12 protein-coding genes are annotated in these 23,377 nt (G+C 63.1%); all 12 read left to right on the top strand.

The annotated features are described in order from the left end of the window. The first annotated feature begins 65 nt into the window (after positions 1-65). The gene (locus AC5ZGW_RS03075) at positions 66-1,670 is read left to right on the top strand and encodes an ABC transporter substrate-binding protein (protein WP_130222786.1); all 1,605 of its coding nucleotides are present in this window, start codon (positions 66-68) and stop codon (positions 1,668-1,670) included. Between the two features lie 16 nt (positions 1,671-1,686). Next, positions 1,687-2,655, top strand: coding sequence for an ABC transporter permease (locus AC5ZGW_RS03080; protein WP_130222788.1), 969 nt, complete (start codon positions 1,687-1,689; stop codon positions 2,653-2,655). A 4-nt stretch (positions 2,656-2,659) separates the two neighbouring features. Further along, entirely contained in the window at positions 2,660-3,505 is an 846-nt protein-coding gene (locus AC5ZGW_RS03085; RefSeq protein WP_130222790.1) for an ABC transporter permease, read from the top strand. Position 3,506: 1 nt separating this feature from the next. Further along, positions 3,507-4,523, top strand: a complete 1,017-nt coding sequence (locus AC5ZGW_RS03090; protein ID WP_130222792.1) for an ABC transporter ATP-binding protein — start codon at positions 3,507-3,509, stop codon at positions 4,521-4,523. Continuing rightward, entirely contained in the window at positions 4,501-5,490 is a 990-nt protein-coding gene (locus tag AC5ZGW_RS03095; protein ID WP_130222794.1) for an ABC transporter ATP-binding protein, read from the top strand. Before AC5ZGW_RS03090 ends, AC5ZGW_RS03095 begins: the two co-directional genes overlap by 23 nt. Before the next feature lie 26 nt (positions 5,491-5,516). Next, positions 5,517-7,028: a class I adenylate-forming enzyme family protein gene (locus tag AC5ZGW_RS03100; protein ID WP_130222796.1), complete on the top strand. Its 1,512-nt coding sequence runs from the start codon at positions 5,517-5,519 to the stop codon at positions 7,026-7,028. Continuing rightward, positions 7,025-7,786, top strand: coding sequence for an SDR family NAD(P)-dependent oxidoreductase (locus AC5ZGW_RS03105; protein ID WP_207230910.1), 762 nt, complete (start codon positions 7,025-7,027; stop codon positions 7,784-7,786). Before AC5ZGW_RS03100 ends, AC5ZGW_RS03105 begins: the two co-directional genes overlap by 4 nt. 250 nt (positions 7,787-8,036) lie before the next feature. Further along, positions 8,037-8,501, top strand: coding sequence for an Lrp/AsnC family transcriptional regulator (locus tag AC5ZGW_RS03110; protein ID WP_130222800.1), 465 nt, complete (start codon positions 8,037-8,039; stop codon positions 8,499-8,501). Positions 8,502-8,823: 322 nt separating this feature from the next. Beyond that, positions 8,824-9,474, top strand: coding sequence for an STN domain-containing protein (locus AC5ZGW_RS03115; RefSeq protein WP_130222802.1), 651 nt, complete (start codon positions 8,824-8,826; stop codon positions 9,472-9,474). After that, entirely contained in the window at positions 9,471-9,986 is a 516-nt protein-coding gene (locus tag AC5ZGW_RS03120; protein ID WP_130222804.1) for an RNA polymerase sigma factor, read from the top strand. The genes AC5ZGW_RS03115 and AC5ZGW_RS03120 overlap by 4 nt, the downstream gene beginning before the upstream one ends. A 100-nt stretch (positions 9,987-10,086) precedes the next feature. Further along, the gene (locus AC5ZGW_RS03125) at positions 10,087-11,085 is read left to right on the top strand and encodes a FecR family protein (RefSeq protein ID WP_130222806.1); all 999 of its coding nucleotides are present in this window, start codon (positions 10,087-10,089) and stop codon (positions 11,083-11,085) included. A 164-nt stretch (positions 11,086-11,249) separates the two neighbouring features. Next, positions 11,250-23,330, top strand: coding sequence for a filamentous hemagglutinin family protein (locus AC5ZGW_RS03130; protein ID WP_496113854.1), 12,081 nt, complete (start codon positions 11,250-11,252; stop codon positions 23,328-23,330). Positions 23,331-23,377 lie beyond the last annotated feature (47 nt).

Below are 23,377 nucleotides of genomic sequence, written 5' to 3' on the forward strand. Positions count from 1 at the left end.
CGGGAACGGGGCAAACGGGCGCTGCAATAAGAGCCCGTTCGACGCAATCATAGAGGGGCTGCACGATGAGCAGGTTTTCGAGACGCGACTTTCTGATAACCACGGCGGGTGCGGCGCTCGCATCAGGCATGGCCGGACCTGCGCTGGCTGGGCTCGAAACGCCAAAGCGTGGCGGCACACTGATCGGTACCTGGGGCGGCTTTGAGCCGCAATCCCTGTTCGTGCCGCCGGGCGGCGGCTCAAGTCCATACTTCACCTCGACCAAGGTACTGGAGCGCCTGATCCGCCTGACGGTTGATTTGAAGTTCGAGCCGGTGCTGGCCGTCGACATCAAGCCATCGGCCGACTTCAAGAGCTACACGATCAAGCTGCGCGAGGGCGTCACCTGGCATGACGGCAATCCCTTCACTGCCGAGGACGTCGTTTTCAACGCGATGCAGTATTGGAAGCCGATCTCGGCCGGCGTCTCGCTCGACGCGCTCGAAGGCGCTGAGGCCACCGACCCGCTCACGGTGGTGCTGAAGTTCAAGGCGCCGGTCCCGGAGTTCTTCCTTAAATCCGTGCTCGCCGGCAAATCCGGCTTGGTGATCCCGAAGCATATCTATGCCGGCAGCAACATCATCACCAATCCGATCAACAACGCGCCTATCGGTACCGGCCCGTTCAAAGTCAAGGAATGGGTGCGTGGCAGCCATGTCGAGTATCTGCGCAACGAGAAATACTGGAATCCGGGACTGCCGTACCTCGACCGCCTGGTCATCCGCTGGTGGCGCGATCCGGCGTCACGGGCTGCTGCTTTCGAGGCGGGGCAACTCGACATCGGCACCTTCAATCCGATCCCGATGCCGGATATCGCGCGGCTCACCTCCGGCGGCAAGTTCATTGCCGAGACCAAGGGTTATTCGAACTCGGCCTGGGTGACGACGATCGAGTTCAACCAGCGCCGCGAGATATTCAAGAAGCGGGAGGTGCGGCAGGCCCTGATGCAGGCCATCGACCGGCAGTTCATCGCCGACACGGTGTTCTTCGGCCGCGCCCGTCCCTCGATCGGCGCGGTGGCGAGCTCGAATTCCATCTTCTTCACCAAGGACGTCCAGGACTATCCGTTCGACGTCAAGAAAGCAGGGAAGATTCTGGATGCTGCAGGTTTCCCGGTGAAGGGCGGCTCGCGCTTCAAGCTCAGCCTGGTTTCGGCCGGCTGGTTCGAGGAGAACATCAAGATCGGCCAATATGTGAAGCAGGCGTTCGAGGACCTCGATATCACCGTGGATCTCGCGGTGCCGGATCGCGCCACCTCGCTCAAACGAATCTACAGCGACTACGACTATGACGTCGCGATCTCCAACAATTCCGGGAGCGTCGAACTGATCCCGAGCACGACGCAATATTACACCACCGACGGCATCGTGAAGGGCGCCGCGTTCCGCAACGCGACCGGCTATTCCAATCCGAAGCTCGATGAGATCGTCGCCGACATGACGGTCGAAACCGATGAGCCGAAGCGCGTCGCGCTGGCCAAGGATTTCGATCGCCTGGCCACGATAGAAGCTCCGCTGCTTCCGATGGTCGATCTGGAGCCGGTGACGATCGTCCGATCGGACGTCCGCAATCATTCCGCTACCGCCGACTTCATGGGGGAAAGCTGGGCCGAACTCTGGCTCGATCGCTAGATAAGGGAGCATCGACTTGAACCGCATCGTGCTTCGCCGATTGGCTCAGGTAATCCCGCTGGTTCTGGCGGTGATCGTGCTCAACTTTGTGCTGATCCACCTCGCGCCGGGCAGCCTGTTCGACGTCATGACCGCCGAGCAGCAGATCTCCGATCCGGCGATGCTGGATCAGCTCCGTCACACCTACGGCGTCGACCAGCCGACCTGGGTGCAGCTCGCCAAGTATATCTGGTCGGTGATGCGGCTCGATCTCGGCTTCTCCTACCGGCAGAACGCACCTGTCCTCAACGTGATCATGGACCAGTTGCCGGCCACTGTGATCCTGATGCTGGCGGCGACTTCGGTGGCGCTGCTGGTGGGGGTCACGGCGGGCGTACTGGCGTCCGTCAGGGTCAACACGATCTGGGACAATTTGATCTCGCTTGCCGCGGTGTTCTTCTTCGCCGCCCCAAGCTTCTGGCTCGGCATCATGATGACGGTGCTGTTCGCAGTCAAACTCGGCTGGTTTCCGGTCGGAGGCATGCGGACGATCGGAGCCGGCAACGGCGCGTTCGCCGATGCGCTCGATGTCATGCACCACCTAGTGCTCCCGGCGACGGCGCTCGGGTTGTTCTATGCCGCAACCTATGCGCGGGTGATGCGGGCCTCGATGCTGGAGGTGTTCCGGCTCGACTTCGTCCGCACCGCGCGCGCCAAGGGGCTCTCGCCGGCACGCGTTGTGCTCGCGCATGTCATGCGCAACGCGTTGCTTCCGATCGTGACGCTGCTCGGCCTGCAGCTCGGCACAATTCTGGGCGGCTCCGTCGTGATCGAGGCCGTGTTCAGTTGGCCTGGCATCGGCAGCCTGCTGTTCGACAGCGTGATGAGCCGAAATTTTCCGATGGTGCTTGGCGTACTCGTGCTTGGCTCGCTGGTCGTGGCCGTCGCCAACGCAACCGTTGACTTGCTCTATCTGCGGCTCGACCCGCGCATCCGGGCGAGGTAGGCGGATGCTTAATCTCGCGATCGATTTCGCCCGCCGTTTCGCGCGCAACCGCGCCGCGCTGATCGGTCTTCTGCTGGTCATTGTCGTGGTCGGCGTCGCCCTGGCGGCGCCCTGGTTGTTTCCGCGCAATCCCTTGCGCATCGTCGGCCGTCCCGAGATCTGGCCCTTTGTCAATTCGCGCTACCCGTTGGGCACCGACTCGCTTGGCCGGGACATCGCGGCGATGATCGCCTACGGCGCGCGCACGACGTTGTTGATCGGGCTATGCGCGAGCCTGACAGCGACTCTGATCGGCATCACGATTGGCGCCACCGCCGCTTATTTCGGTGGCTGGATCGATGAAATGCTGATGCGTTTCACCGAGCTGTTTCAGACCATTCCGAATTTGATTTTCGTGCTGACCATCGTCTCGATCCTCGGCCAGAAGATTGAGTATGTCACGGTCGCTGTCGGCATCGTCACATGGACTCCAATTGCGCGACTGACGCGGGCGGAATTCATGGCGCTGCGCGATCGCGAGTTCGTGCAGGCCTGCCGCGCCATGGGCATGGGAAACTTGCGCATCATGCTTGGCGAGATCCTGCCGAATGCGCTGCCGCCGGTGATCGTGCTGTCTTCGCTCGTGATAGCCGGCGCCGTGTTGTTCGAATCCGCAGTGTCGTTCCTGGGGCTTGGCGATCCCAACGTCTCAAGCTGGGGGCGGCTGATCGGCGATGGCCGGACTCTGATCCGCACCTCCTGGTACATCTGCGCGGTGCCGGGCCTTGCGATCATGGTCACGGTGCTGGCGCTCAACCTGGTTGGCGATGGTCTCAACGATGCGCTTAATCCGAAACTCAGGGATCGTTGACATGGCGGCTGGCAACGGCCCGGTTCTCGAGATCGAGCGGCTGAGCGTGTCGTTGTTCACGCGCCGCGGCGTGCTGCCGGCGGTGGATGGGCTGTCGTTGACGGTCGCGGCGGGCGAGACGGTAGCGATCGTCGGCGAATCTGGCTGCGGCAAATCGCTGACGGCGCTCGCGGTCATGCAGCTGTTGCCATATCCGCCGGCAAAGATCGTCGGCGGCAGCGTCCGTTTCATGGGCCGCGAGCTGACGTCCTTGTCCGATCGCGAGATGCGGCGGGTCCGCGGCAAGGACATCTCGATGATCTTTCAGGATCCGATGACCTCGCTCAATCCGGTCACCACCGTCGGCGACCAGTTGATCGAGGCGATCCGGTGGCACAATGACGTCTCGCGCGCCGAAGCGCACACCCGCGCCGTCGAATTGCTGCGCCAGGTGCGCATCCCCGATGCCGAGCGACGGCTGAACGATTTTCCGCATCAGATGTCCGGCGGAATGAGCCAGCGCGTCATGATCGCAATGGCGATCGCCTGCGGGCCGAAGCTTCTGATCGCCGATGAGCCGACCACGGCGCTCGACGTGACGATCCAGGCGCAAATCCTTGCCTTGCTCAAGGAATTGCAAGCGAGTTCGGGCATGGGGCTGATCATCATCACGCACGACCTCGGCGTCGTGGCCGAGACCGCCGACCGCGTTGTGGTGATGTATGCCGGCCGCAAGGTCGAGGAGGCGCCGGTGGAGGCGCTATTCGAACGGCCGCTGCATCGCTACACCCGCGGCTTGCTTGGCGCCACGCCTTCGGCGACGCGCCGGGGCGGCACGCGGCTTGCGGAGATCGGGGGCAGCGTGCCGCCGCTGTCGGATCTGCCGGCCGGCTGCGCCTTCCAGAACCGCTGTCCCGACGCATTCGATCGTTGCGGTGCGGAGAGGCCCGGCCTGATGCCGCTATTGCCGGGGCGCACCGCCGCGTGTTTCGCCGCCGAAGAGGAGCTGTCGCGACATGCCGCTGTTGTCCGTACTTAGCCTTTGCGTTCAGTACCAGACCGCGCAGGGCACTGTGCGCGCAGTCGACGACGTCAGCTTTGAGCTCGAAGACGGAGAAACCGTCGGCTTGGTCGGCGAATCCGGTTGCGGCAAGTCGACGCTTGGCAAGGCAATCATGCGGCTGGTGCCGAGCTCCGACGGCCGCGTCGTGCTTGATGGGCAGGACATCACGAGCATGCCGAACGCGCAGCTCAAATCCGTGCGCAAGAACATGCAGATGATCTTTCAGGATCCCTATGGCTCGCTCAATCCGCGCCACGACGTCGGGACCATCATTGGCCAACCACTCAGCGTCGCCGGCTGGTCACGCCGTGACATCCGCGATCGTGTTACCGAGCTGATCAGGCAGGTCGGCCTGCCGGCGGATGCCGAGCGCCGCTATCCGCACGAGTTCTCCGGCGGCCAGCGGCAGCGCGTCGGTATTGCGCGTGCGCTCGCGTTGCAGCCGAAAGTCATCATCTGCGACGAGCCGGTATCGGCGCTGGACGTCTCCGTCCGTGCGCAGGTGATCAATCTGCTGCAGGACTTGCAGCAGCAGACCGGCGTGTCCTTTCTCTTCATCTCCAACGACCTCTCGGTGGTCGAACATATCTCCGATCGTCTGATCGTGATGTATCTCGGCCGCATCGTCGAAAGCGGCAGCGGCGAGGAGATTTGGCGGCAGCCGGCGCATCCTTACACTCTTGCCCTGCTGGCGGCGGCGCCGATTGCCGATCCACGACTGGCACGGGGGCGCGCCAAGCAGGTCTTGCAGGGCGAATTGCCGAGCCCGCTCAATCCACCCCAAGGCTGCAGCTTCCATGAGCGCTGCCCGATGGCGCGCGAGCGCTGCGGCAAAGAGCGGCCGCTGCTGCGGAAGGTGTCCGGCGGCCGAATGGTGGCCTGCCATTACGACTTGCTTGAGCAGCCCGCCGAACTGCCGCGGGTGGTGAGTGTGGCCAGTTAGCTGATACGAAGGACGGAGTTCTGCCGATGCGTTGGCGCAATCTGGGCGATCTGATCGATCGCAGGGGCAATCTGGACAAGGAAGCGATCATCGATCTCGCTTTGCCCGGTGATCCGAGAATCTATACCCACCGGCAGATGGATCAGCTCGCCAACGGGGTCGCAAAGTATCTGACCGACCGCGGGTTTTCCCGCGGTACTCATATCGCCGTCCTGTCATTCAATCGTGCCGAATATGTCGCGGCTTATTTCGGCATCATGCGGGCGGGCTGTATCGCGGTGCCCGTCAATATCAAGGTCGCGCGCGACACCATCGACTATGTGATTGATGACGCCAAGATCGCGCTCGCCTTTGTCGACGCTGCGAACCGCCCTCAGGTGCGCGAGGGCATTCCGGTGATTGACTTCGACGACGCCGGCCCGAACGGTTTTGCCGCAAGCATAAAGCCCTTCGAGTCCTTCGACAGTGTCGTGGCCGGACCGGACGAAGTGGGCCAGATGCTCTACACCTCCGGCTCGACCGGCCGGCCGAAAGGCGTGCCGTTGTCGCATCTCGGTCAGCTCTGGGCGCTTTCCACCCGAACCAGCGGAGCGCTCAACGAAAATGAACGCTACATCATCGCTCAGCCGCTGTTCCACATGAATGGGTTGTTCGCGACCAAGACGATCTTTGCGACCAACGCATCCGTGGTGCTGCTGCCATCGTTCGAGACCAGGAGCTATATCGAGGCGATCGCCAAATACAAGGCAACGGCGGCGACGGCCGTCCCCACCATGTGGGCGCGGGTGATCAAGGAGCGCGAGTTGATGGCTCAGAACGACATCACATCGATCAGGCGATTGATGCTTGGCTCGGCGCCGATGACGATGGGTCTGTGGGACAAGATCAAGCAGGTCCTGCCGAACGTCACGCTCTCCATCGGCTACGGCACCACCGAAGCCGGGCCGGCAGTGTTTGGACCGCATCCGAAGGGCATTCCAACGCCGCCGCTCGCGCTCGGCTATCCCATCGATCCCGAGGCAGTCAAGCTCATCAATGGTACCGAGAATGAGGGTGTGCTGTTGATGCGCAATCCTGCGCTGATGGATCATTATCACAACCTGCCGCAGCAGACGGCGAAGGCGATCACCGACGGCTGGTATTACAGCGGCGACGTGATGCGTCGCGACGAGAACGGCTTCTACTATTTCGTCGGCCGTGCCGACGACATGTTCGTCTGCTCGGGCGAGAACGTCTATCCCGGCGAGGTCGAGAAGTTGCTGGAGCGTCATCCGCAGGTGCAGCAGGCGGTGGTGGTGCCGCTGCCGGACGAGGAGCGCAGCCAGGTCCCGGTCGCCTTCATCGTCACCCGCGCCGACGCCAAGCCGACCGTGGACGATATCCGGAAATTCACGATTGCCAATGGACCGGCCTATCAACATCCGCGCCGCATCGAATTCGTCAATGAATTGCCCTGGGCCGGCACCAACAAGATCGACCGCAAATCGCTGATTGATCGCGCCCGCCAGCTCGAGGCAGCGAAAGGCTGGTCCGTGTGAGCGCGCTGGCAGGCAAGATTGCATTGGTCACCGGCGCGAGCCGCGGCATCGGGCAGGCGATCGCACTCAGGCTCGCCGGGGACGGTGCGATCGTTGCAGTTCATTATCACTCTGCCGAGGGTGCCGCGCGCGCTACCGTCGACGAGATTGTCGCTGCCGGTGGAGCTGCGTTTGCACTGCAGGCCGATCTGTCGGCGCGTGGCGGTGCTGTAGCTCTTGCCGCAAAGTTCACCGCGGAACTAACCGAGCGATACGGTAAGACAGCGTTCGATATCCTCGTCAACAACGCCGGTGTCGGCAAGCGTGCGACGATCGAGGAGATCACGGAAGAAGATTTTGAGCTTCTGTTGGAGACCAACCTCAAATCGCCGTTCTTTCTGATCAAGGCTCTGCTGCCCCACTTGCGCGATGGTGGCCGCATCATCAACATTTCGTCGATGGGAACGCGCGCCGCTTATCCCGTCATGGCGGGCTATGCGCCGACGAAAGCGGGCCTGGAGGCGTTGAGCCGTCTGCTCGCTGTTCATCTCGGCGGGCGGCAAATCACGGTGAACTCCGTGATGCCGGGCGCCACTGCGACCGACATGAACGCGAATGCGCGCGACCCTGTCGCCAGCCGCGAAGTTGCCAATTCGATTGCGCTTGGGCGCGTCGGCCAGCCGGCCGATATCGCCAAAGTCGTCGCGTTCCTGGCGTCCGACGACGCTGGCTGGGTCACTGGCCAACAGATCGACGCCAGCGGCGGCCAGCGGCTGTAAGCCGCACTGCCGCCGGAACAGGCAAGGATTGGCCGCTTTAGCCGTCCGATGCCTCGCCTGGCGGGCTTTTCATCAGCAGATTTTCCATGAGGGGCCTGGCTCGTGGCAGGGAGGTTACACGCTGCCGCGAGATTGTACAGCGCTTGATGAAAGTTCATGCTAGCCGTGGCGTGTGTATGACAATAACGTTCTTCAAACAAGGTTCATGACAACCAAAATATTCTTTCCCCTCCTGGATTTGGAGGTTTGCATGCTCGACGACTTCGACCGCAAGATCTTGGCGACGCTGCAGGTGAATAGCAGCCTCTCAATGCAGGAGATTGCCGAGCGGGTCGGGTTGAGTTCGACGCCCTGCTGGCGGCGGATCCAGAAGCTTGAGAGCTCCGGCTACATCAAACGCCGGGTGGCGCTGTTGGACGCGGAAAAGCTGAACCTTGGCGTCAGCGTCTTCATCGCGGTCAAGACCAACCAGCACAATGCGGAATGGGCGCAGAAATTCCGGAAAATCGTCACGAGCTTTCCAGAGGTCGTGGATTTCTATCGCTTGAGCGGCGACGTCGATTATTTGATCCGAGCCGTCGTGTCTGACATTCGCGCCTATGACGATCTCTACCAGCGATTGATCGCAAAGATTGACCTGCACGACGTCTCATCGATGTTCACGATGGAGCAGATCAAGTCGACCACCGAATTGCCACTCGCGAATCTCGCGTGAGCGACTGAGGCGGGCACTCGCGTGTCTGGGCTGGATCGTCGACACGGATTAGGGCTATGGCTGTCGTCAAACCGTAATATTACGTCACTAGCGTCCGCCGCGCGTTGGCTTGGGATGTGCGCTGACGCGCAATTTGGACCGTCGGCGGGCAGGTCGTAGCGCTGGGAAGCTGGAACGGCTGTCCTGATCTGCGTGGGCGGGGACAGTAGTGATGCTTCGATCGGCCCTAGCCGAACTCAGACCGGATCGCGCCAACCGTGTTGTCGTTACGTCGGCAAATAGGCGACTGGCAGCTTGGGCATGCGCATTGGCCGTCGCGGGCATGGCTGCGGGTATCGACGTGGCCGCGGCTCAGACCAGGCCAGCGAATGCGCCGATCCAATTCAATATCCCCTCGCAACCACTCGCCGCCGCGCTCAATCGCTATGTCGATGCGACCGGACGCGACGCCCTCTACGACACGAGCCTTGCGGCCGGCCGCCTCTCCGGCGATGTCCAGGGCGTGTTTGCACCGGACGAGGCGCTCCGAAAGCTGTTGTCTGGCACCGGTTTGGCTGCCGAGTTCGTGGCCGAGACGACTTTCGTGCTGTTGCCGGAGCCACTCGCCACTCAGCAGGCGGCGCAGCAAACACGATCGCCAGAACATCGGCGTTACTATGGACAGATTCAGGCGAGCATTGCGGATGCTCTTTGCCGATCGGGCGGCGCGCGTCCCGGCAGCTATCGCTTCGCCACTGTGTTCTGGATCGCGCCAGACGGCACCGTCCAGAGATCCCAACGTATCGGGTCCACCGGCAAGCCTGACGCTGATGACCGGATTGATGCAACCTTGCGCAGCGTGCGCTTCGACGAGCCACCGCCGGCGGGCTTTCTGCAGCCGGTCTTGATCTTGATTGTGCCGCAAGGACCCGGCGTGGCGCAGGGGTGCGGCAAGGCCGATTCCAACCTCCGATCGGCTGGGACCCGGCCATGACCGAGACCGCCTTGACGATCATCCGCCGGCTGTTTGTCGATCGCTATGACGACCTCAAGGCGCGTTTGACTCAACGCCTCGGCTCGGCCGATCTCGCCGGCGATGCGATGCAGGATACATGGTTGCGCCTGTCGCGCGCGGAATCGATTGGCGCCGTACAAAGCCCGCGCAGCTATCTCTTCCGGATCGCGCTGAACGTGGCAGAGGATCGCCGCCTGATGGAGAGGCGTCAACGCATATCGGCGATCGAGATCGAAAGCCTGCTTGAGCTGCCCGATCATGCGCCGACGCCTGAGCAAACCATGTTGGCGCGGTCTGACCTGGAGGCGTTCGAGGCGATCGTCAACGAACTCCCCGGGCGGCGCCGGGTGATCTTTCTGGCGGCCCGGGTCGGCAATGTTCCCCGCCAGGAAATCGCCGATCGGCTCAGCATCTCCCGGCAGCTCGTTGCGAAAGAACTCCGGTTGGCACTCGAACATTGCCTGGCGCGCTATAAGGAATTGAAGGGTTGAGCGTGCACTTTCGGTCGCCGAGAATCGTCTTAGAGGTAAGAATTCCTGCGATCGTCGCTTGCTTTCTCACGGAGGCAGCGGCGAAAGGCATAACATTGAGATGAGCAAGGCACACCCTGGTTTGGATCCGGTGGAGCGGGAAGCGGTCGACTGGCTGCAGAAGCTCACATCCGGAGAGATGACGCCGAAGGACGTGGCGGCGCTGGAACTCTGGCGCGCGCGCAGTCCTCTGCATGAAGCTGCCTTTTTGGAGACGAAGCGCCTATGGCATACGGCTGGTGTCGCCGGCGATGCTCTGTCGGGTCCGGGTGAAAGCTTCCTAGCCAGGCTCGATGCGCTGGGACGGCGCCGCAGGATGAACCGTCGCGCGGTATTGAGCGCCGGCGTCGCGGCACTTGCCGCGGCGTCGGTCTACGGCGTGCTCAACCCGCCGTTCGGATTTTGGCCGTCATTATCCGAACTCAATTCGGATTACCGCACGGGCACCGGCGAGCAACGCCATGTCACATTCGCCGGCGACGTGGCGATCGGCCTGAACACGCAGACGAGCCTGGCCGTCCGTCCTGCGGAAGGAATCGAAGATCGCATCGAGTTGATCTCCGGCGAGGCATCGTTTGCAACATCGATGCGCCCGGCGCGATCGCTCGTGGTCCTGGCGGCGCACGGCAGGACGATCGCCGAATCCGGCCGGTTCGATGTCCGCTACACCGCAAGCGGCGAGCGGTCCCCGGTCAGCGTGACCTGTTTCGACGGCGCGGTGCGGATCGAACGTGGAGCCGACGTTGTGGCCCTGCGACCTGGCCAGCGCGTGCGCTATGATCTTGCGGGACTGAGCGAGATTGCCGCAGTCGATCCGCAGCTAGCCTCGGAGTGGCAGCGCGGCATCGTCGAATTCCGCGGCACGCCGCTCGTCGAAGCCGTGGAAGAAATCAATCGATATCGACCCGGCCGCATCATCTTGATGAACGCGGCCTTGGGCCAGAAACAGCTCAGCGGTCGCTTTCGTATCGATCAGATGAATGAGGCGCTGCTGGGATTGGGGCGCGCGTTCGGCGCAAAACTGCAGCGGTTGCCGGGTGGAATCGTGCTGCTGAGCTGATTCGGACGGGACGGGTAAAAAATTTCTCAAAAAAATCTTCCGAAAGCGTAGTCAACGGCCACTCGGGATTCGGTCTTAGCGGTGAGACCTCTCTTGACCCCCGAGGCGGCGGCGACTTCCGGCTGCAGCGTCAGGGGCGTACCGTCGTCTGAAGGAGCCGCCCGATGTCCGCCCGTTCACCCTCGACCGCTAATGGTCCCATGCGCCGCCATGCCCGTCACGCGGCGCTGCGAACCGGCGTCAGCGTGGTGGCGCTGTTCCTGGCCAATACTGCAGTGGAGGCACGTCCATTAGGCGGACAGGCACCGACACCATCGGCGGCGGCGATGGCTGCATCGCAGTCGGCGGCGCAGGACGCGGCGACGGTCGCCAAGCAAAGCCAGGATGCGATGGCGCGGGCCACGCGCGCCATCCAGGCGATGCAGGCGGTGCAGGACGCGGCGCGCAGCGCGGCGCAGGCCGCGCAGCGCTCCGCGACGCTGCCGCAGGTCGCTGTGCCGAATGGGCTGGCGCCGGGCGGCCTGCAGGCGGCGGCTGGATGGCAGGGCGCCAATGCGCCGACGCAGGCCGTCGATGCCAGCGGCCAGACCCAGGTCGGCATCCAGCAGACCCGGGCGCAGGCGATCCTGAATTGGAATTCGTTCAACGTCGGCGCGCGCACCACGCTCATCTTCGATCAGCAGGGCAACGCCAGTTGGGTGGCGCTCAACCGCGTGGTCGGCAGCACATCGCCGAGCCAGATCCTCGGCAACATCAAGGCCGACGGGTCGGTCTATGTGATCAACCAGAACGGCATCATCTTCGGCGGTGCGAGCCAGATCAATGTCGGGTCGCTGATCGCCTCGACCGCCAATAGCACCGATACCCAGTTCCTCAATAGCGGCATCTACTCGCGGCAGGAAAGTGGCCAATACGTGCCCAGCTTCACCGATGCTGGTGGGGCCGTGAAGGTCGAGGCCGGCGCGCTGATCTCGACCCGCGCGCCGTCGTCGGCGAAGCAGGGCGGCGGCTTCGTCCTATTGATGGGCACCGAGGTCAGCAACGCCGGCGCGATCAGCGCGCCGCGCGGTCAGGTGCAGCTTGCGGCCGGCAACGATTTCCTGCTGCGGCCAGGCTACGGCACCGACGCCAACCAGGCCTCGACCACGCGCGGCAACGAGATTTCGCCGATCGTCCGCGATGCGCTTGCGGTCGTTGGCAATTCCGGCCTGATCTTCGCGCAGCAAGGCGACATCACACTCGCGGGTCGCAGCATCGGCCAGGACGGCGTGCTGGTTGCCACTACCTCGGTCAACACCCGCGGCACCATCCATCTCCTGAACGCTGCCTCCGATGCTGCTGGTAGCGTCACGCTCGGCAGCGGCAGCCTGACCGCCATCCTGCCCGAACTCGGCAGCGCCGAGACCGCGCTCGACAGCCAGCGCAACCAGTTGATCGCCGATTCCAACGCCTTCACCCACGTTCCGACCGCCAACGCCCAGTTCAACAATCTTTCGCTGCTCGCCGATCGGCTCGACCAAGGCCGCGTCGAGATCGTCAGTGGCGGCAACGTGGTCTTCAAGGATGGCTCTATCACGCAGGCGCAAGGTGGCCAGGTGGCCGTCAGCGCCGGTCGCCGCGTTTTCGCCGAGAATGGCGCGGTGATCGATGTCTCGGGCGTGCGCGGCGTGCTGCTGCCGATGTCGGCCAACAACATCATGGTCAACGTGCAAGGCAATGAGCTGCGCGATTCACCGGTCAATCGCGATCAGGATTATCTGAAGAACGCAGATGTCTGGATCGACGCGCGCAATCTGGTGCTGGTGCCGGCTGGCACAGGCGGCTATGCGACCGACCGCTATTATACGCCGGGCGGTTTGCTCGAGGTCTCGGGCTATCTCGCCAATACCGCCCATCGCATCGGGGAATGGACCGCGCTCGGCGGCACCATCACGCTGGCGGCGCCGGGGGTGGTCGCGCAGAAGGGCGCAGCGTTCGACGTATCCGGCGGCTCGGTCAGCTACGAGGGCGGCTATATCAGGACCACCAACTTCCTCGGGGCGGACGGCCGAACCTACAATATCAACAATGCGCGCGCGGATATGCAGTTCGCGGCGCTCGGCGGCGGCTATGTGCGCAAGCATTATATCGAGGGCAAGGTTTACGATAAGCTGACCGAGATCTGGGCGTCCCCGTTCGGCAAGGGCAGTGTCTCGACCCGCTGGGAGGATGGCTACACCGTCGGCCGCGACGCCGGCTCCCTTATCCTGTCGACGCCGACGTCGATCTTCGAAGCCACCATCCTCGCCGACATCGTGAAGGGTGAGCGCCAGATCGGGAACCGGCCTTCCGGCACCACCGACGGCTACAAGCTGCCCCAGGACGTCGCGCCGCTCGAGGGCAGGCTTGCGCTCGGCAGCTACTCGGGTATCGGTCTCACCGATGCATCCGCTGCGCGGGTCGTCTTTGGCCGTGTGTCTGATATCACTGAGGCGCTGAACGACAAATCGCCGTTGCCTGACAGCCGCATCGGCACCGCGTTGTTTGATACGGACGCGATCAATGCCGCCAAGCTGGGCGGTCTCAACTTTGCGAGCAGCAAGGAAATCGTTGTCGAGGCGCCGCTTGAACTTGCGCCCGGCGCGGAGGTGACCTTCGCGGCGCCGCATGTCGATATCGGCGCAGACGTCACGGCTCATGGCGGCAGTATTACGCTGACCAATCTCATGCATGCCGTGCTCGGCCAGGGGCAGAACGCGAAATGGTGGGCGCTCAACGACGCGAACGGCAATTCGCAGGTCACGATCGGCGAAAGGGTTGCCATTGATCTCAGCGGATTGTGGACCAACGAATTCCGCGACACGCAAACCGATTCATCACGTCTCGCGCATCTTGATGGCGGAAATTTCACCGTCTCGACCACAGGCGGCATCACGCTTTCGAAGGGTTCGCTCATTGACGTGTCGTCAGGCGGCGCGATCCTGGTGGATGGCAAAACCAAAGGCGGCAAGGGCGGCAATGTCAGCCTCGTCGCCAATGATTATGCGCATCTGGCCTCGACGCAGTTCTTCACCAATCCGCTCATCCTTGAGGGCGTTATCCGCGCGTATGGTTTTGGCGGCAGCGGCACGCTGACATTGGATGCGGGCCAGGCGATCGCGATCGGCAAGGCCGTGGCCGATGCGCTGGTGCTCGACCCCGAGCTGTTCCGGTCCGGCTTCTCCGCGTACAAGATCTCCAGCAACACTGGCATGGAGATCGGCGAGGGAACGCGCCTTGACGTCGAGGTGCCGGTCTATCGCTTCACGGACAAGAGCTATGACGCGGCGACGGGAAGCCCTGTCGCGGATGCCGCGGAGCTGTGGACGCCGCCGAGCTTCATCATCAATCCCGTCGCGCATAGCGTCACGCAGCGGGTCGGCGCCGATGTGACGCTCTCGAGCCTGCATGATTTCACGCTGGCGAAAGGCGCCTCCATCAATGTCGATGCCGGGCGCTCCGTGTCGGTTTTCGCCAATCGCCAGACCGTCATCGACGGCGCGATCACGGCGCCCGCCGGCAATATCCTGATCACGAGCCTGCAGGACGCGCCCGGCGACACCAGGTACAATTCCGGCTATGGCGAATTCGCCCTGACCCGCTCGATCTGGATCGGCAGCGAGGCGGTGCTGGATGTCTCCGCACGCGGCGCGGTGGGACGCGATGAGCGCGGGATTGCTTACACGGCTGTACCGGACGGCGGCACGATCCGCATCGGCGGCACGGGCGCGGTCGACAACGTGGGCGTGCCCGTCGTCAGTGATGCGTTTGTGATCCTTCGTCCCGGCGCCTTGATCGATGCATCGGGCACCTCCGCGCTGGTCGATGTCTCCACCGGCAACGGCTATGTCTCGACGCCTGCCGCCAGCAATGGCGGGACGATCTCGCTCTATTCCGCCTTCGGCATCACGCTCGACGGTACCTTGCGAGCAGCTAGCGGCGGCAGCGGCGCCTCCGGCGGAACGCTGAATCTGACGATGGCTGAACGAGGTTATACGTTGGGGCAACCCAGCGCGAACGCGCCCTATGCTATCGGCGAACTGACGGAAGACTTCCAGAGATCGCGCGATATCACCCTCGTGCAGTATGCGGGTCGCAGTGGCCTCAGCGCCGATCTCAAGCCGGGTGAGGACGATCCGACATTGCAATTCGGGCGCACCGTGATCGGTGTCGACCAGATAGAGCAGGGTGGGTTTGGATCGCTATCGCTCTCGACTCGCGATCTCTTTGTTTTTGGCGGCAATATCGATCTTCAGCTTTCGCGCAGCATCCGCTTGTCAGGCGGTGTGATAACGGCGCCCTCCGATCTATCCAATGCCAGCATTCGCCTTGCGGCGCCTTACGTCCGCCTGGATGGGTTCAACTACAGTGGGACAAAGCCCGCAGCGGGTGACAATGCCAGAGGCTATTATCCCGGCATCAATGTGCCGAGCGGCTTCCTTCTTGCTGCTCCTCAATTGATCGCGAAGGACAGTCATTTTACCATCTCCGCCGATCTCATCGATCTCTACGGGGATATTCATTTCGGCGCGGCGGCCAAGCAAGGTTATGGCTCAGGACTGATCCGAGATGCCGTCGCCTATGGTTTTGACCAGGTGACGTTGCAAAGCCGCGGTGATCTTCGGGTCGGCGATGCCACAATCCGTGCTGACCAAAACGAACAGGTTGGCGGCCTCAATGCCTATAATCTCACGCTGATCGCAGACCAGATTTATCCTCTGAGCGGCGCGGTCGCCATTATCAGGGCTGGCCAGCGGGCCGGATTGGACAATGGCGGCTATGCCCCAGATACCCGTCTTACCATCCGCCGCAATGACGATCAGACACCGGCGGTCCCGCCTTCGGTGTTCGGCGGTGTCGCCTTTTTCGCCGCCAATATCGACCAGGGCGGCGTTCTTCGCGCACCGTTGGGCCATATCTGGTTCAACAATTATGATGATACCGCGGCCAATGACGTGCCGCCTGACGCACGTATCACGTTCCGCAGCGGTAGCATCACCTCCGCAAGCGCAGCCGGCTTGATCATGCCTTTTGGCGGCACCTCGGACGGGATCACCTATCAAGGCGCGGACGGCACACTGCGCAATCTGGCGGGCGCATCTTACGATGACCATCACGGCTACAAGATCGCGAGCGGTATTTCGATCGATGCCGCGTCGGTCGTGGGTGAGGTTGGAGCCGTGCTCGATCTCAGCGGCGGCGGCACGCTCACCGGCGCGGGCTTCATCTCCGGCCGAGGCGGTTCGGTCGATGTGTTGAAGACAGCGCTCGTCAATGCCAATCCGGTCAACAGCTACAGCGCCGCCGGCAACAAGGTCTATGCGATCGTGCCCGGTTACGCCGCTGAATATGCGCCGGCGATCGCGACCAACGGCGCCGGCGATCCGGCGATCGGTCAGCAGATCACTCTTCCCTCTGGCGTGCCGGGACTGCCGGCGGGCACCTATACGCTGCTGCCCTCCAGCTATGCGCTGCTGCCCGGCGGCTATCGCATCGAGCTTGGCTCGACGGGAACCACCACGTTTGCGCCCGTGACCATCGGCAATGCCTCCGTCATCACATCGGGCTATCTCGGCGTCGCCAACACTGGAATTAAGGACGCGTTGCCGACCAGGGTGATCTTCAGCTCCGGCCAGAGCACGCGCCGCTACTCGCAATATAACGAGACGAGCTATGCCGATTTCGAGCGCGCGCGGGCGGCCCAGTTCGGCGGTCTCCGGCATCGTCTGCCAGAGGACGGCAAGGTGCTTGAGATCAGTCTCCTGCCGCAGTCGGATAATACGAAGTCGCTGTCCTTCGCCGGCACCGCGCTGTTCGATGGCGCCAAGGGCGGTATCGACGGGACGCTGATCGTCATGCCGTCGGCCACCTCGTTGGGGCCTGCCGTGCTCGACATCACGGCGCCAGGGGCCGTGCCCATAGCCGGGCATACGTCCATCTCGAGCGACGACATCAACGCCTTCAAGGCATCGACGCTCTTGCTGGGCGGCACGAGCCTGTACTTCGAGGAAGACAACCCCGGGGCCGGCGCCAACGTTTATTTCGACGGAGGCACGACTGCGGCCGTCAACCTGCTCGATGGCGCCATCATCCGCGCGGGCCAGGTCTTCCTGGTCGGCAAGGCCGTCAACATGGCGGGCGGCGCGACCATCGATACGCGCGGATTGCGCAGCAACGCCGTCGATTCCACGCTCGGTTATGTCTATGCCAACATAAGCCCGTATCTGTACGCGGATCCCAATTTCAGTCCGGCCGTGCTCGCGGTCGCCAATGGATGGTTCCAATTCCTGAACGCCGTTGGCCCCGGCAAGATCGACATCGCGAGCGGTGCATCGCTGCTCACTGACGGCAGTGTGGTGCTGGCCGGGCCGGGCGGGCTCACCATGGGTGACGTCAATTTCGGCGCACGTTATCTCAACGTCACGCAGGAGCAGGTCAATGTCGGCACGGAGGCCGCGCTTGCTGCGGCGCAGGCCGCGGGCCAGCTTCCTTCGGGTTGGAATCTCGCCCAGAGCGTGCTCGACAAGCTCCTGCGGCCGTCGACGACCGCCGGGGTTCCCCCGCTCGAACAACTCATTCTCACGGCAAACGGCGCGTTCAATCTGATCGGCAACGTCGCGCTCGACACCACGCGGCAGGAGGGAGCGCAGGATCCGCTCAAGCTCGTTCTCAACACGCCGGCTATCTACGGTCTTGGCTCCGCGAGCGACACGGCGAGCATCAGGGCCGATGTGCTGATCTGGAACGGCATCCGCACCGGCACCGCCGCTCCGTATGGCAGCCAAGCGCCGGCCAGCGTCATGCCCGGCGGTCCCGGCACGGGATTGGGGCATCTCGCCATCACGGCGAACGAGGTTCTGTTCGGCTACGACGCTTCGCAGAGCAAGCCGACCGATGGCGCAACGCTGAATCGTCTCGCGCTCGGCTTCTCGGATGTCACGCTGACGGCGTTGAGGCGCGTCACCGCGAACAGCGATGGCACGTTCAAAGTGGGCTTGAGCCAGGACAGTCAGGGCGCCTTGCAGGGCGGGAATCTCACCATCGCGGCCCCGCTGATCACGGCGAGCAATGGCGCGAAGCTCGATGTCACCGCGGGCGGCGCTCTGCGTCTGGTCGCGCCGGCTGGGGCCGCGCCCGCGGACACACGCGGCGTGACAGATCTCGGCGGGACGGTTTCCTTTGGCGGCGACAGCGTCTTTGTCGATACCGCTTTTGCCTTGCCCTCCGGCAAACTGACGTTCAACGCCGCGCATGACGTCGTGCTCGGCGGAAACGCGGTGATCGACCTGTCAGGCCGTGCTATTTCCTTCTTCGATGTCACGAAATATAGCTGGGGCGGCGATCTCGTTCTGAATGGCACGAGCGGCGATATCATCCAGGGCGCCGGCTCGGTGATCGATGTTTCGGCGGTGAACAACGCCGCGGGCTCGATCACGACCAAGGCCATCGACACTGCACATGGGCACGTCTCGTTCGGCGGCACGATCAGGGGGGCGTCGACGGGTGATTTCGAGAGCGGCCAGTTCACGGTGGCGGCGCAGGATTTTGGCGATTTCGCCGCATTGAACGCGAAGCTCAATGACGCCGGCTTCTTCAGCGCGCGTAGCTTCGATTTGCGTCAGGGCAGTCTTGTCATCGGCAACGGCGTCAAGGCGCGCTATGTGACGGTCTCCGTCGATCAAGGCAGCCTCACGGTCGACGGCAGGATCGATGCGAGCGGGACGAAGCCCGGCACCATCCGCCTGTCGGCGCGTGACGATCTGACCTTGACGCGGAACGCCGTGCTCGATGTGCATCACTCCGTGCTGCAGACCGACAGCTATGGTGCGCCGATCGAGGCCAACAACACCGCGCATGTCGAGGTCACGAGCAAGCAAGGCAGCATGACGCTAAGGCCAGGCGCAACCATCGATATGTCCTCGCCGGACAGCGTAGCGCGCGGTAAGCTGGAGCTCAATGCGCCGCGGCGCGGTGACACCAATGACGACGGTATCGGCGCCAATGACATCGCCGTCGACGCGCGCGGCCCGCTCGATATCCGCGGAACCAGCAACATCGCGATGAACGGCTTCCGCACCTATCAACTTCCGGGCGGTAGCGTCATCGATCAGGCCTACCTCGATGGTCTGCATGCCGACAGTGAGGCATTCATCAACGCGGCACTCCAGAATGGCGACTTGCATAATCGCCTTGCCGGGCTTGCGGCCTATGGCTCCGCCTTCCATCTGCGGCCGGGCGTTGCCATCACGTCAGATGGAGATCTCTCGACCAACGGCGATCTCGATTTCTCCGGTTATCGCTATGGACCAAAGGTCGATCCGGCCGCGCCAGGCTCCGGCGAACCGGGCGTGCTCGTCGTCCGTGCCGCCGGCGATTTCAAGATCAACGGAAGCATCAACGACGGCTTCGCACCGCCGCCGAAATCGCCCGACGCGCTGACGGTGCTGATCCCGGCAGGTACCATGCTTGGATCAAATTACACGGTCACAATGGATGACGTCATAATCGGCAACGGATCGACCATTCCGAGCAACGGCACAATCAACCTGGAACTGAATCTCGTCGACGGAAGGATCGTGCAGAGCCCGAACGCCGCAAATCCACTTCCCGTCGCGATGACCTTGTCGGAGCCCTTCACTATAAAAGGGCCCAATGTTCAGACCAGGAAGCTGAATGGCGGGCGCATCATCACGCCGGAAAAGACCTACAACCCGGGTGATACGCTTCTGGTCAACACAGTATTTCCGATCGGCACCGTGTTCGAGAAAGGCCTCTATTTTACCGGGCAGGTCTTCATCAACTCAGCCATCAATCTGGTGCTTCAGCCTGTGACGTTGCCGGCGGGGTCCAGCCTTACCCTGTTCGGGGGTTACACGTTCGATGCCGATACGCCGCTTCCCAAGGGCACGGTGCTGCCGGCCGGCATGACGAACGTGAAGGTGACCGGGCCGGGCGATCGCAAGGTGTGGGCGATCGCACCCATGCTCGCACCGGGGACGCAATCCTGGTCGATGCGGCTTGTGGGCGGTGCTGATCTTGCAAGCGCCGACAGTCGGGGGCTGAAGACGGCAGACAGTCTCGCTGGTTCAGGCAATGTGGTGTTGAACGATCCCTTCCAGGTCACGCTCGTTGGGAGCACGTCGACCTCTGGCGTCAGCGTGGTGCGCACCGGCACCGGGGATCTCGAGCTTCTCGCCGGCGGCAATTACGAGCAAAAATCACCGTTCGGGGTCTATACCGCCGGCACTGCGATCAAGGAGACCGGGACCGCGGCCAACGATCCTTACAACGCCAGCCGGGGCACATTGTCCGATGGCACGGTGCTGGGCTCAACAAACGCCGCGTATGAAGCGACGCTTGGCTCGCAGCGGATGTATTACACCGAGCATGGCGGGGATTTCCTGCTAGCCGCGCAAGGTGACGTGAAGGGCACGCTGACGCCGCGCGCGGACGAGGTTGGAAGCTGGCTGTGGCGCCAGGGTGGTTCGGAGATCGGCCAGCGCACGGCATGGGGCATCAATTTCGGCAGCTATACGTTTGATCAGATCAACACCAATAACGCCGCTGCTTTGAATCTGTCCGCTTTCTCCGGCCTCGGTACGCTCGGTGGCGGCAATGTCACGCTGCAAGCGGGCGGCACGCTCGGCGGCGACATAGGTCGCGGCGTGGTCATCGCCGTCGGTGGCAGCGGCCGAGTGATGGGCGATGGCAGCCTGGTCCAGACGGGCGGCGGCACGCTGTCGGTGAAAGCGGGCGATATCGGCACCGGTGGCAATCAATTCGTCAGTCTGCGCGGGACCATGGATGTCGCGACAGGAGATTTCGGTAGTCTCACCGCGACAAACATTCGTAACGATAGCGGGACGGACCCGCGGCCGATCAATCCGCTGACGCCTTATTCGATGACCACGCTCTATGGCGGAGATTTCGCGCCGGGCGACAGCGTGATCAATCTTCGCGCGCGCGGCGATCTGGCCGTGGGAACCATCCTCGATCCGGGCCGCGTCGGCCTCACGGCCTGGACGGACGCGAATAACGGTCAAACGAACGGTGACGGCGCGAGCTGGTTCACGCTCTGGACGGGGCAAACCGCCGTGAACATGTTTGCCGCGGGGGGCTCGCTCCAGCCGGGCAGCGGCGCAACCTATTCCCGATACCTGCCCCCTATCGTGCGGGCGATCGCCGCGAACGGCAATATCTATAACCCGGGCGGAGGGCTGATGTTGCCGTCACCGAGTGGCGAACTTGAGGTGCTGGCGCAAGGATCGATCTTCGGCGACGGTAAGGAGATGGGTCCCTTGGTGACTCCGACAACGGCGTTGGCGACGCCGTTCAAGCCGGCCTGGGTGATCCTGAATGATGGGCTTAACATCACGGCCTCTAACTATTTCGGCGATTACGCGAATGCGGCTGACCAAGTCGGTGGAGGAATTGTCGTCTATTCCTACACGAGTGGTGGGCACCCCTTCGCCTTCGATTCAAGCACGGTGAAGGATAAAGCCCCGCTGGACCAAGGCGATCCGTCTCAACGCAAGCCGTCACACATCTATGCGGTGAATGGCGACATCACGGGCATCAGATATGGCCGGATCGTCGACCAGAGCTGGACCGCCCCCGATCAGAGCATCGTTGCAAACACCTATTATCAGGCTGCAAGGCCGCTGCGGATGCTCGCAGGCGGAGATATCGTCAATACGATGGGTCTGATCCTGCACACCGATCAGAACGACGTGTCCACCATCGCGGCCGGCGGCAACATCATCTATGCGGGCGCTCCCTCGTCCACCAACGGGTGGCGCGGAGGCTTGGCGATTGCCGGCCCCGGCACGCTCGAAATCACAGCCGCCAAGGACATCTATCAAGGGTCGATCGCGACGGTCGAAAGCATCGGGCCGTTGCTCGCGGGCGACAACCGGCCCGGCGCCGGTGTCGTCATGCAGGCCGGCGTGGGTGCGGGCGAGATTGGTGTTGGGCAAGTCGACTGGACCGGCTTTGCGAAGCTCTATCTCGATCCAAAAAATCTCGTGGGCGAGGGGAAACTCGCCGACCAGCCCGGCAAAGTCGCCAAGACCTATGAGGCCGAGCTCTACGATTGGCTGAAGGCACGCTTCGGCTATAGCGGGGCCGAGGCCGATGCGCTCGGTTACTTCTTCACCTTGTCGGCAGCGCAGCAGCGCATCTTCCTGCGGCAGGTCTATTACGCCGAACTGACCGCAGGCGGGCGCGAATACAACGAAGATGGCGGCCCACGTGCCGGCTCTTATTTGCGCGGGCGCCAGGCGATTGCAACGTTGTTGCCGAACGATGCCGCCTATGGTGGGGATATCACGATGTTCTCGGCGGCGGTCGCGGCCGGCGCGGGTAAGACGACCGTTCAAAGCGGTTATGTGCACACCGATTTCGGCGGCGACATCCAGTTCCTGGTGCCGAACGGGGAGGTCACGCTCGGGACCGAGGGGCTGTCGCCGGGCGCCGATGCCGGCCTCATCACGCAAGGGGCAGGCGACATCCAGATCTATTCGAAGGGCAGCGTGCTGCTTGGCCTGTCGCGCATCATGACCACGTTCGGCGGCAATATCATCGTCTGGTCGGCGGAAGGCGACATCAACGCCGGCCGCGGCGCCAAAACCACGGTGATCTACACGCCGCCCAAACGCGCCTACGACAGATACGGCAATGTCACCGTGTCACCGGTCGTGCCGTCCAGCGGCGCCGGCATCGCGACGCTGAGACAGATCGCGGAGGTGCCGCCCGGGACGGTCGATCTGGTCGCGCCGCTCGGCACCGTCGATGCAGGCGAGGCGGGGATCCGCGCATCGAGCTTCGTCAACATCGCAGCCTTGCATATCGTCAACGCCGCCAACATCCAGGCGCAAGGCGGCGTCGTCGGCGTGCCGCAGGTCCAGGCACCCAACATCGGCGGCCTGACCGAAGCCTCGAACACGGCGGGCGCCGCAGCCCAGCAAGCCACCGTGCCGCAGGCGCGCGCCGGCGAGCAACCCTCCATCATCATCGTCGAGTTCCTCGGCTTCGGTGGAGGAAGTGAGGAAGATCGCCCCAATAGCGAACAACAGCGGAACCGTGGCAGACAAAGCAACAATTATGACCCGAACAACATGGTCCGCGTTCTTGGCAACGGCACATTTTCCGCGGAGGACACCAAGCAGTTGACGGCGTTGGAGCGCGATGCGCTCACCCGCCAGGTCGTCGCGCCAAACTCTCCATAATTGGCATGGAGCGATCTGCCTGGGAATGTCGTGTCGTTGGTGGTGAC

It is taken from the genome of Bradyrhizobium sp. Crot121 (assembly GCF_059512385.1).

Excerpts from the sequence above, each read along its gene's own strand:
- AC5ZGW_RS03075 (WP_130222786.1), top strand. The coding sequence starts at position 66 with ATGAGCAGGTTTTCGAGACGCGACTTTCTGATAACCACGGCGGGTGCG.
- AC5ZGW_RS03100 (WP_130222796.1), top strand. The coding sequence starts at position 5,517 with ATGCGTTGGCGCAATCTGGGCGATCTGATCGATCGCAGGGGCAATCTG.
- AC5ZGW_RS03095 (WP_130222794.1), top strand. The coding sequence starts at position 4,501 with ATGCCGCTGTTGTCCGTACTTAGCCTTTGCGTTCAGTACCAGACCGCG.
- AC5ZGW_RS03120 (WP_130222804.1), top strand. The coding sequence starts at position 9,471 with ATGACCGAGACCGCCTTGACGATCATCCGCCGGCTGTTTGTCGATCGC.
- AC5ZGW_RS03110 (WP_130222800.1), top strand. The coding sequence starts at position 8,037 with ATGCTCGACGACTTCGACCGCAAGATCTTGGCGACGCTGCAGGTGAAT.
- AC5ZGW_RS03085 (WP_130222790.1), top strand. The coding sequence starts at position 2,660 with ATGCTTAATCTCGCGATCGATTTCGCCCGCCGTTTCGCGCGCAACCGC.
- AC5ZGW_RS03115 (WP_130222802.1), top strand. The coding sequence starts at position 8,824 with ATGGCTGCGGGTATCGACGTGGCCGCGGCTCAGACCAGGCCAGCGAAT.
- AC5ZGW_RS03130 (WP_496113854.1), top strand. The coding sequence starts at position 11,250 with ATGTCCGCCCGTTCACCCTCGACCGCTAATGGTCCCATGCGCCGCCAT.
- AC5ZGW_RS03125 (WP_130222806.1), top strand. The coding sequence starts at position 10,087 with ATGAGCAAGGCACACCCTGGTTTGGATCCGGTGGAGCGGGAAGCGGTC.
- AC5ZGW_RS03090 (WP_130222792.1), top strand. The coding sequence starts at position 3,507 with ATGGCGGCTGGCAACGGCCCGGTTCTCGAGATCGAGCGGCTGAGCGTG.